Source organism: Frankia sp. CcMO1 (genome assembly GCF_977945845.1).
Map to the genome: position 1 here is coordinate 1 of NZ_CDWTMG010000202.1, position 9152 is coordinate 9152.

At 69.8% G+C, this 9152-nt stretch carries 10 protein-coding genes and 1 pseudogene; 1 reads left to right on the forward strand and 10 read right to left on the reverse strand.

The window, feature by feature from the left end:
- Genes AC08OU_RS19095 through AC08OU_RS19115 form a run of 5 tightly spaced genes read right to left on the reverse strand, consistent with a single transcriptional unit; the run spans position 1 to position 3436 of the window.
- Positions 1-1080: an NADH-quinone oxidoreductase subunit B family protein gene (locus AC08OU_RS19095; protein WP_476605449.1), complete on the reverse strand. Its 1080-nt coding sequence runs from the start codon at positions 1078-1080 to the stop codon at positions 1-3.
- Positions 1077-1664: a hydrogenase maturation protease gene (locus AC08OU_RS19100; RefSeq protein ID WP_476601479.1), complete on the reverse strand. Its 588-nt coding sequence runs from the start codon at positions 1662-1664 to the stop codon at positions 1077-1079. Before AC08OU_RS19100 ends, AC08OU_RS19095 begins: the two co-directional genes overlap by 4 nt.
- Positions 1661-2662, reverse strand: a complete 1002-nt coding sequence (locus AC08OU_RS19105) for a hypothetical protein (RefSeq protein ID WP_476605450.1) — start codon at positions 2660-2662, stop codon at positions 1661-1663. Before AC08OU_RS19105 ends, AC08OU_RS19100 begins: the two co-directional genes overlap by 4 nt.
- On the reverse strand, positions 2652-3074 hold the full coding sequence (locus tag AC08OU_RS19110; RefSeq protein ID WP_476601477.1) for a GTP-binding protein: 423 nt from the start codon (positions 3072-3074) through the stop codon (positions 2652-2654). The genes AC08OU_RS19105 and AC08OU_RS19110 overlap by 11 nt, the downstream gene beginning before the upstream one ends.
- Positions 3026-3436: a hydrogenase maturation nickel metallochaperone HypA/HybF gene (locus AC08OU_RS19115; RefSeq protein WP_476601476.1), complete on the reverse strand. Its 411-nt coding sequence runs from the start codon at positions 3434-3436 to the stop codon at positions 3026-3028. The genes AC08OU_RS19110 and AC08OU_RS19115 overlap by 49 nt, the downstream gene beginning before the upstream one ends.
- Positions 3437-4132: 696 nt before the next feature.
- On the opposite strand from AC08OU_RS19115, the gene AC08OU_RS19120 reads away from it, so the two are divergent.
- Positions 4133-4654: a DUF4389 domain-containing protein gene (locus AC08OU_RS19120; RefSeq protein ID WP_476605451.1), complete on the forward strand. Its 522-nt coding sequence runs from the start codon at positions 4133-4135 to the stop codon at positions 4652-4654.
- Between the two features lie 92 nt (positions 4655-4746).
- Here AC08OU_RS19120 and AC08OU_RS19125 read toward each other — a convergent pair whose 3' ends face one another.
- From AC08OU_RS19125 to AC08OU_RS19145, 5 genes and pseudogenes are all read right to left on the reverse strand, one after another.
- Positions 4747-4980, reverse strand: coding sequence for a hypothetical protein (locus AC08OU_RS19125; RefSeq protein ID WP_476605453.1), 234 nt, complete (start codon positions 4978-4980; stop codon positions 4747-4749).
- A gap of 161 nt (positions 4981-5141) precedes the next feature.
- A complete protein-coding gene (locus AC08OU_RS19130) occupies positions 5142-6401 on the reverse strand; it encodes a beta-ketoacyl-[acyl-carrier-protein] synthase family protein (RefSeq protein ID WP_476601481.1) in 1260 nt (419 codons plus the stop codon).
- A 53-nt stretch (positions 6402-6454) separates the two neighbouring features.
- Positions 6455-6631: a hypothetical protein gene (locus AC08OU_RS19135; protein WP_476601474.1), complete on the reverse strand. Its 177-nt coding sequence runs from the start codon at positions 6629-6631 to the stop codon at positions 6455-6457.
- A 128-nt stretch (positions 6632-6759) separates the two neighbouring features.
- Positions 6760-8529 (reverse strand): AMP-dependent synthetase/ligase, encoded by a 1770-nt coding sequence (locus AC08OU_RS19140; RefSeq protein WP_476605452.1) that lies wholly within the window; start codon positions 8527-8529, stop codon positions 6760-6762.
- 280 nt (positions 8530-8809) lie between these two features.
- Positions 8810-9152: pseudogene (locus tag AC08OU_RS19145) on the reverse strand (LysR family transcriptional regulator); the annotation flags it as partial.

Genomic DNA, 9152 nt, shown 5'->3' on the forward strand with positions numbered 1-9152 from the left:
CTAGGGGCGGTAACGCGGGTCGTAGCCGGTGGTCAGCAGCTCCCGGTTGTGCCGCCACTTCGGCTCGGTGTTCGCCGTCGCATTGGTGATGCCACGCAGCCTGCGGATAAACGACCCGTAAGGTTTGATCGCGAGCGAGGACAGGCTCGCTCCCGGAGGCATGTCCATGAACGGCATGAACTTGTCCGGGAATCCCGGCATCGTGCAGGCGATGCAGATGCCGCCCACGTTCGGGCAGCCGCCCAGCCCGCCCATCCATCCGCGCTTGGGCACGTTGCAGTTCACCACCGGACCCCAACAGCCGATCTTCACCTGGCACTTCGGCGAGTTGTAGTCCTTCGCGAAATTGGCCTGCTCGTAGTAGCCCGCCCGGTCACAGCCCTCGTGCACGGTCCGGCCGAAAATCCACTGGGGTCGGAGCTGGTCGTCCAGCGGTGGCGGTGGTGCCGCGCCCGCCGCGTGGTAAAGCACCCAGGTCAGCGTCTCCATGAAGTCGTCCGGTTGGACCGGGCAGCCGGGGACGTTGACGATCGGCAGGTTGCCGGCGGAGGTGAAGTCATGGCCCAGGTAGTCGGCAAGGCCCATCGACCCGGTCAGGTTGCCGGCCATCGCGTGGATCCCGCCGTACGCGGCGCAGGTGCCGATCGCGACGACCGCCCACGCCCTGGGGGCCAGCCGGTCGATCCACCAGTTCAGGGTCAGCGGCTGGCCGGTGTCCGGATCGTTCCCGAACGACGTCCAGTACCCGTCGCCGTGGATGTTCTCGTTCGGAATCGAGCCCTCGATGACGAGGATGAACGGCTCGATGTCACCGCGGGCCGCGGCTCGGTACGGGGCCAGGAACTCCTCCCCGCCGACGGTCGGCGACAGCACCTTGTTGTGCAGATGGACCGTCGGCAATCCCGGCACGAGCCCGGTGACGACATCCTCGATCGCCGGCTGGGAGGCCGCGGTCACCGACACCGTGTCGCCGTCGCAGCTCATCCCCTCGGAGATCCAGAGGATGTGCACCTCGTCGAAACCGCCGCGTCGCGGGCTCCCGGGCTGCGGAGTCACGGACTGCGGGTTCGTGGCCGTCATCTTGGCCTCTCCCTCCTACTGGCGGATGCTGGGGATGGATCCCACGGGCCGGGGTCTCGGATGATCTGCGCGATGAGCCGCACCGCGTCGTCGACGGCCATCCCCGCGGCGCGGGACAGTCCCATCCGCTCCTCGACGACGGCGGGTCGGCAGCCGACGACCAGCACTCGGCCGACATCGCCACCGAGGCCCCGCAGCAACCGCAGGACCACGTCGGGAGACATGCCATGGGCGTCCATGACGGGGATCTCGTCGACGGGGATGTCGTCCACGCCGGCCCCGTCAAGTTCGGGCCGGAGCACCGTGAGAGTCCCCGGTGGATCGGTCGACGAGACCGCGTCGACGAGGATCACCACGTCGTACCGGCCGTCGAGGAGCTCATAGGCGAGATGCACGCCGCGGATCCCGTAGTCGACGACGTCCACCCCGGCCGGCAGGTCCGCCGGGTCGATGCGGCGCACGACCTCCACCCCGAATCCGTCGTCGCCGAGGAACAGGTTGCCGATCCCGGCCACGAGGACGCGCGGTGGGCCCGCGGACGGACCCGCAGACGGACCCGCGCGGGTGGGCGCCGGCCCGCTCATGACGCACCCGGTCCGTCGGTGAGCGGTGCCAGCTCCTCGGGTGCAAAGTAGTAATGACGGCCGTACCACCGGTGCAGATCGGCGGCCGGGTCGTCGTCCAGGGACACCGCGACGTGCCAGGCGCCGTCGACGTCCAGAAAGACGGCCTGAACCCGGGCCTCTCGCCCCATGAAAAACATGTCGTGCGCGTCGCTTCCACGGCCACTTTCACGGCTACGGGGATGCAGCCGGACCCGACTGCCCTTGGCGATCATCACGCCGTCCAGGGAAACACTGTCGCTGTCCGGACGGACCGACCGGTCCGCCTCCGGCTCCCACCATCGCGTGGTCGCGGCGGCGACCGGTACGCCGGCCGGTGCGGCCCCGGACGACGGAATCGGTCGCAGCGACCGGACGGCACCATGCAGGCGGGCGAGGGTGTCCCGCGGGATGCCGTCGACCCGGTCGATGATCTCCGCGGCGCGGCGATCGGTCGCCCGGGCCTCGTGTTTCTCGTCGTCGGTCAGAGCCAGCGTGCGCAGCGAGAGGATTTCATCGATCTCGGTGGCGTCGAAGAGGTCACCCGGGCTCTCGGGGGCGATCCGGGGATGATCGTACAGGATAATCGGCGAGGATAGCATCACATCCGGCGCTCCGTCGGCACCGGCGAGAACGGGAAAGGTGTGGATGTTCTCGCACCCCCGTGTCGCCCCGGCGGCCCAGGTCGGCGGATCGAGCAGCGAGAGGAACCGTCCCCCGCGCACACCCAGGAGGCTGTGTGTCGCGATCATCGATCGGCACAGCGCCATCGGTCGCGCGGCGCCGACGGGGACGTCCGCCACCGTGTTCTCGACGGCCAGGCGCAGCCGGTACAGCCGGAAGGGAGCCGCGGCCCGCGTCACGGACACCCGGACCGTCGCCGAGACCGGCCACCGCCGGCGAACCACCCGACCCGCACCGCCGCGCCCAACGTCGCGGCCCGCCAGGTTGCCGCGATCGTCCAACGGCTCAATCTCCATCAGTGTTGATCTGGACGACGGGAGCCCCCGTGGACCGGATGCGCTCGGCGTCCCGGATGCTCTCCTGATCACCTTCAACCACCGCGATCGGCACGCTCACGCCGAACTCGCGGACGGTCCGCTCCAGCAGCGTCGTCTTGCCCGATCCCGGCGAGCTCATCAGGTTGATCGCCAGCACGTCACGAGCGAGCAGGCGGCGGCGGTTCGCCTCGGCGAGCATGTCGTTCCTGGCCAGCACCCGCTCCTCGACGACCACGGTGCGCGACGAGGTCCCCCCGTCATGCGCGTGGCCGTCATGCGCCGGGCCGGGACTGACGAGGACCGGGCCGACCGGGCCAACAGGGTCGACGGAGGTGAAGGAGGTTAGTCGGGGCGGCGGCGCGGCGTCGTCACACCCGCAGGTTCCACACATCCCACATCACCTCCGCCGCTCGGCACGGGTGTCACCTCGACCGCCTCGATCATCAGCTCGTCGCCACCGACCACCTCGACGTCGGCGCTGCCGCACGGGCAGAGCACCAGGAGCAGGAGGTCGTCGGCCTCGAACGTGACGCCGCACCGCCGGCAACGGGCACGGCCCGGCGGTTCGTCGATCTCCAGGCGAGCGCCTTCGACCGGCGTGCCCGCTGCCACCAGGTCGAAACAGAACCGGACGGAGCCGGGCACGACGCCGGACACCTGCCCGATGACCAGGTGAACCGCCGTGGCCCGCGCCGCCCCGATCCGTTCCACGATCGTGTCCACGACGTTCTGGATGATCGCCAGCTCGTGCATCCGCGGCTCCTCGGCGCCCGGCACGGCCGTGACGTCGGGCGTTCACACCACCGGGGTTCCTGTCCTCGTCGACCGGCGCCCGCACCTGCTCCGGCGCGGCCCGCACTCCGCGGCATCACTGGAGCGCCGCCGCTCGCGGCCGGCCCGTCGGTCTCCCTACCCGTTCGGTGTCGAGGACTACCGCCCGGCGTTGAGGACAGTCCTCGCGGGCGACCTGACAGATCATGGCCGTCGTCACTCTGCTGACAGCGTCCCTTTCTCGATGCCCTCTTCTCGATAAAAACGACAGGACTGCACAAAAGGGCATATTCCGCACCAATCTTGCTGATGGCAGGGTGGCGGCAAAGAATACCATCAGCCGGATGGTTCGCCGTGGCCGCCTCGGTCCGATCCGACCGAAAAAGGGGGACCCATGGCTCTCTCGCGCCCGGCACCGCCGACCGACAATGAGCCAGCAGGACGAGGTTACCGATTTACCAGGGAGCAGCCATGACCGACCAGGAGACATTCAGCGTAGAGCCGCGACACCCCGGCTATGGGGACGTAATGAAGTAACAAATACGCGATCGAGAGCATCATCGCAGGTCACAGGCCTGTGGAGGGTTCGAAACGCGCAAGTTACTTCATTACGTCCCCTTCGAGGTCGACTACCCGGCAGGGGAGCGCGATCGACTCACCGTGTTCTTTCGAATTCTTATGGTCATCCCGATCGCGGTCGTCCTCGCGGCAGTCGGCGGTACAGGATACGACAGAAACAGCGCGGTGTTCGGCGGCGGGCTGCTGTTCTTCGCTCCCCTGCTGCTGATTCTTTTCCGACAGAGGTACCCGCGGTGGTGGTTCGACTGGCATGTCGCCCTACTGAGTTTCACGAACCGGGTCGTGGCCTATCTCACTCTGCTGCGGGACGAATATCCCTCGACGGAGGACGAACAGGCCGTCCACCTGACGATTCCCTATCCGGACGCCGCGCGGCTGAACCGCTGGCTACCCCTGGTCAAGTGGCTGCTGGCGGTCCCGCACTACATCGCGCTGTTCTTCCTGTACATCGCGACGGTGGCGGCGATGATCGTCGGCTGGTTCGCCGTGCTCCTCACCGGACGCCTCCCGCGGGGACTGTTCGACTTCGTCGTCGGCGTGCTGCGCTGGACGAACCGGGTGGTCTGCTACGCGATCATTCTGACCACGGACGACTACCCACCGTTCCGACTGCGGCCCTGAAAGGCCACGGACGACGGCACGGTTCCGAGGGTGGACGACCGGCAGTGGGGTTCGGGTCGGCGGACGCCGTTGTCCGACCGGCCCTCGACGGATCAAGCTACGGCGGATGCCGCAGGCGCGGCCATCCAGGTCAGATCGGCCACGGTGACGACGAGTCGGCGAGCGACGTCGTCGGCCGACCGCCCCGTCTCCAACGCCTCTCGAATGGCTACCCCACGTGCTGTGCGCAGATCCAGCCTGCGCGGATGATCAGCCCACATCAGATCATCTGCCAACGCGGCTCGCTCGAGCGGATCGGACACCTGCAGTACCTGTTCGTAGGACATCACGGGCCAATGGTTACGGCTAGTCGGATCTTTGGCAACATGTGCATGGCGACTTTCTGAGCATCGTGCGCACCCGATGGTCCCGCCATGGCCGCCCGGTGTCCGCTCGGGCCAGACGTACCGACCACGGCGAGGCGACCGACGGTCAGGGCCAGGGGATGTTAGGGCCAGGGGATGAAGGCGAGGCAGACATCGTGGCCGCCGAAGCCGAACGACGTCGACAGCGCCGCGCCGGTCCGGATCGGCCGGTTGTCCATCGTCACCACGTCCAGCGTGATCTCGTCGTCGATCGCCTCGAGGTTGCGGGTCGCCGGGACCGTCCGCTCCCGCAACGTCAGCACGCAGAGCACCGCCTCCACCGCGCCGGCCGCGCCGGCCGCGCCCAGCAGATGTCCGGTCATCGACTTCGTCGACGTCACCGCGACACCGTCGAGCGCCGCGCCCAGCGCGCCGCGCAGCGCGCGGCTCTCGGCGAGATCCCCAGCCGGTGTCCCTGAGGCATGCGCGTTCACGTGCACCACGTCCGCCGGGTCAAGACCGGCGGCGTGCAACGCCCGGCGCACGGCCCGCGCCGCCCCGGCTCCCGTCGGGTCGGGGGCGGCGACGTGATAGGCGTCGGCGCTGACCCCCGCGCCGGCCACGGTCGTGTAGACCCGGGCGCCGCGAGCGCAGGCGTGCTCGGCGGCCTCCAGGACGAACATCCCGGCACCCTCGCCGAGCACGCATCCGTCCCGGGCCTTGTCGAACGGCCGGGACGCCGACTCCGGCGGGTCCTCCCGGCGGGACAGCGCCTGCATCTGCGCGAATCCCGCGAGCGGGAGCGGATGGACGGCGGCCTCCGTTCCACCGGCGACGACGACATCCGCCCGACCGGCCTGGATCAGGTCGACCGCGGTGGCGATGGCCTCTGCACCGGACGCGCAGGCGCTCACCGGAGCGTGCACCCCGGCGCGGGCACCGAGCGCGAGACCCACCGCCGCGGCCGGTCCGTTCGGCATGAGCATCGGCACCAGGTGCGGGGACACCCGGCGCGCCCCGCGCTCCCGGAACACGTCGTACTGGTCAAGCAGGGTGGTGAGGCCGCCGACCCCGGAGCCGACGACGACGGCGAAACGTTCCGACTCCGGCGTGGGGGTGCCCGCGTCGGCCCAGGCTTCCCGGGCGGCGACGAGGGCGAGCCGCTGCCCCCGGTCGAGCGTGCGTGCCTCCACCCGGCCGAGCGGCGGCTCGACGGCCACCGGCGCCGCGATGCGGACCGGCAGCGACTGCGCCCACGGCTCATCGAGCCGGCGGATCCCGGACCGGCCGGCCAGCACGCCACTCCACGTCGACGCGACATCGCCGCCGAGCGGTGTCGTGGCCCCGAGACCGGTGACCACCACCTGCCGCGCCGCCTGCCGGTCCACCCCCTGCCGGTCCACCCCCTGCCTGGCTGTCGTCCGCCTGTCCGCCGTCGGGTCGGTCGTCTCGATGCTCACGCGACGCCTCCGGGAGTGAGGCTCAGCGGCAGCGACGTCAGGCCCCGGTGGATGAGGCGGCTCAGCAGGTCGTCGACGACCTGCTCGGCCCGCGGCCGCATCCCCTCGATCGTGCGCGGAGTGAACGCCTTGCTCACCAGGCCGCGCAGCCAGGTGTGGTCGGGCGGTTCCATGCCCGGGTCGGACTGTACGGGCCGATCCGGTGCTCCCAGGGGCGGTGCGGCGGAATCCACGTGCGGCTCCGTTTCGATGCGCCGAGATCCAGGCGGGCGGACGTCAGTGCCGGGCCAGTGCCGGGCGGTCAGGACGCGTACAGCTCCTCGATCTCCTTGGCGTTCTCCTCCTCGATCACGGCACGGCGAAACTTCAACGACGGGGGGAGCTGGCCGCCCTGGATGGTGAAGTCGTGGCTCAGGAGGCGGAACTTCCGCACCGACTCGGCCCGCGAGACTTGCGCGTTCGCCGCGTCGACCGCGGCGCTGACCTCGGCGGCCAGCCGAGGGTCGGTGTGGGCGGCGGCCTCGTCCAGCTCGTGACCGCCCCGCCGGGCCCAGGCCTGTACGGCGGCCCGGTCGAGGGTCACGAGGGCCGTCACGAACGGCCGGTTCTCCCCGATCACTATGGCGTTGCTGACCAGCGGGTGCAGCCGGATGCGGTCCTCCAGCGGTGCCGGCGAGACGTTCTTCCCCCCGGTGGTGATAATGATCTCTTTGATCCGACCGGTGATGTGGAGATACCCTTCGTCGTCGAGCCGACCGAGGTCACCGGTGCGCAACCACGGCTCGTGCACGCCCGTCCGATCCGGCCAGTAGCCCGACGAGACCTGCGGCCCGGCCACCAGGACCTCGTCCTCGTCGCTGATCGCGACGGTGGTCGCCGGCAGCGGACGGCCCGTGCTGCCCGGCCGGTCGAGCCCGGGATCGCTGATGCTGACGGCCGTCGACGCCTCGGTCAGCCCGTACGCGCCGAGGACGTACACCCCGACCCCGGTGAGGAACTCGGCCGTGGAGGGGTCGAGCGTCGCTCCCCCGCACACGACGTGCCGCAGTCGCCCGCCGAACGCCGCGCGCAACCGGCGGTACACCAGCCGGTCGAACAGCGGGGCCTGAAGCCGCGTGACGAGCCCCAGGCCGCCCTGCCCACGCCGGGCCCGACCCAGCGCGCAGGCGGTCCGTTCGGCCTCGGCGAACAGGCGCCCCGAGAGTCCGCCCGCCGCCGCCCGCGCGCCCTTGCGCATCTTCTCCAGCGCCGACGGAACAGTAATCAGGAAGGTGGGGCGGAAGATGTGCAGCGCCGCGACGAGGCCCCCGGGGTCCGGCAGCAGGGCCGTCCGCACTCCGGCCCACAGGCACCCGATCATGGTTACGCGCCCGAACACGTGCGAGAGCGGGAGGAACAGAATGGTATTGGCCGAGCCGGTGGCCGGACGCATCACCGAGTCCAGCCGTTCCACCGAGTTGACGGCGGCAGAGAAGACGTTCGCGTGGGTCAGCAGGCAGCCCTTCGGCACGCCGGTCGTCCCGCTGGTGTAGAGGATCGTCGCGAGGTCGTCGGCCCGGACCGCGTCCCGGCGCCGGAGCACCTCGGACTCCGCGACGGACTGACCGGCGGTGCCGAGTGCCGACACAGCCTCGTCCAGGGACCAGACGTGCGTCGCGGGAAGACCCGCGGACAGGACCAGGCGCTCGTGGTCGGGTGTCTCGACGAAGCACCACGAGGCCTTGGAGTCACTGATGATGTGGTCGACCTGGTGGGCCGAGGAGGTCGGGTAGACGGGGACGGTGACCGCGCCGATGCTCCAGATCGCGAAGTCGGCAACGGCCCAGCCGTAACCGGTCCAACCCATGATCGCAACCCGGTCGCCAACCCCGACGTCGTGCGCCACCAAGCCCCTGGCGACGGCCACGACGTCTGAGCAGAACCGGCCCGTGGTCACATCGCGCCAGCCTCCGGCCACCTGGCGGGCCAGGACCGGCCGGTCGGCGACCGTGGCGACCTCAGTAAGGACGGCGGCGGCCAACCCTCGGTCGGCGGGCAGCTCAGTACCTCCGGGCACCCGCAGAATGTTCACAGTTGATCCCCGTTCCCGGACACGCATAGATCAGCCCGGATGGTCGACGAAAAACCCCCTATTAAATGCGGCAGAAAAGACGATGACAAAGACGTTCCGACATCGCCCCATCGCTCCGAATGGCACCGCGAGTGGAACGGGACAAGCCCAGCCACTTCTTCATGCTAACCGTCTTTCCAGCCCATGTGAATGGGTACGGACGTCGCTGTGGAGCTGGCCACGATGGTTTTCTTTGATCGATCAATTGTTCAGGAGTACCGATCTTCAAACGTGCCGGTCTTCAGGCCTGCCGGATCAGCGAGCACGCACCGGCGGTCACCGAGGTCAGGGCCGCGGGCGTGCTCCGCGGCCTTGGTGCCGGGCCGGTCGCCGGCTCGTCTGACCTGGACGGATCCAGGGACGGCGGGCCCAGGAACGGCCCGGCGGCGTCGAGGCTGTTGAGGAAGGCCGTGACGACGGGCTGCGGATCCGGAGGCCAGACCGCGTACGCGCCGACAGTCGGTACCGGATCGACGAGCCGCACCGCGACGGGGCCCTTCGTGGGCACGTGCGCGCCGCGATCCGCCGACGCGAAGGCCACCACCGGCCTGGTCGTGACGACGATGCCGGTGGGTAAACATTCA